1 protein-coding gene is annotated in these 1178 nt (G+C 70.4%); it reads right to left on the reverse strand.

Annotated features, from left to right (window positions below; all coding sequences use genetic code 11):
* Positions 1-26: 26 nt before the first annotated feature.
* A partial coding sequence (locus ABD308_RS31335; RefSeq protein ID WP_344342551.1) for a M14 family metallopeptidase occupies positions 27-1178 on the reverse strand: 1152 nt, incomplete at its 5' end.

The raw sequence follows: 1178 nt of genomic DNA on the forward strand, positions 1-1178 counted from the left end.
GGGCCGCTCGGGCCGCTCGGCGAGGGTCAGGTGGTGATGCCGCAGTACTGCTGCTGCTTGCCGATCGCCCGGTAGACGCAGTCGGCGGTCTCCACCAGCCGCAGCACGGCCTCCCGGTTGCGGCTGGTCTCGCGCCCGATGACCTCGTCGGGCGGGTAGAAGCCGCTGGAGCCGTTCGGCCCGGGGTACATCTCGAAGGTGTAGGCGAAGATCCGCTGCGCGCCCCACAGCCAGTCGTCGATCGACCCGTCCGTGATGTAGAGGTCGCTCGACTGCTCGGGCGTGTAGTTGTTGGTGGAGGCCATGGAGCGGCCGAGGGTGGCGAAGGTGTTGTACTCGTCGGCGGACATGCCGGTGGTGGTGTTGGCGGTGGTCCAGCCGAACGGCCAGAGCACCAGCTCGCTGTAGGTGTGGAAGTCGATGGCGGCGGTGATCTGCTGCCTGCCGCCCACCACTCGGCCGCGCACGAAGTCCGCGACCACCTTGGTCTCCTTCGCGGACTCCGGAGCGCTGCCCCGGTAGGTCTCGCTGGAGGTGGAGCCGGAGGAGCCGCCGCAGCAGCCGAACTTGTAGTCCCAGTTGCGGTTGAGGTCGGTGCCGACGTAGCCGCTGCCCGGGTTGGGCTGGCGGTCCTTGCGCCAGCTGCGGTAGCGGCCGGTGGCGATGTCGTACTCGCCGCCGTCCGGGTTGAGGTCCGGGATCACCCAGATCTCCCGGCTGTTGACCGCGTTCGCGATCCGGCCGTCGGTGGCGTACTTGTCGCCGAACTCGTGCAGCAGGTAGAGCGACATCTCGACGGTGAGGTGCTCGCGGGCGTGCTGGTGGGCGGTGAACAGCACCTCGGGCTCGTTCTCGTCGGTGCCCACGTTGTCGCTGATCTTGATGGCGACGATCGGCCGGCCCTCGTAGGAGGTGCCGATCACCCGCTTGCTCATGATGTCGGGGTGGGTGGCGACGACGGCCTCGATGTCGGCCGCCGCCTCCGCGTAGTTGTGGTAGCCGGAGTCGGCGGACGGGAAGTCGTACAGCGCCGCTCCGACGCCCTCCTGGCCGGGCGTGGCGCCGTACCGGGGCCCCGGCAGCGGGACGGGGGACCAGCCGAGCGCGCGCAGCCGGTCGGCCTCGGCGGGGGTGGCGGTGACCGTCAGGGAGTCGGGCCGGACGGCGTCGACGGAGGG

Source organism: Kitasatospora putterlickiae (genome assembly GCF_039527695.1).
Lineage (GTDB): Bacteria > Actinomycetota > Actinomycetes > Streptomycetales > Streptomycetaceae > Kitasatospora > Kitasatospora putterlickiae.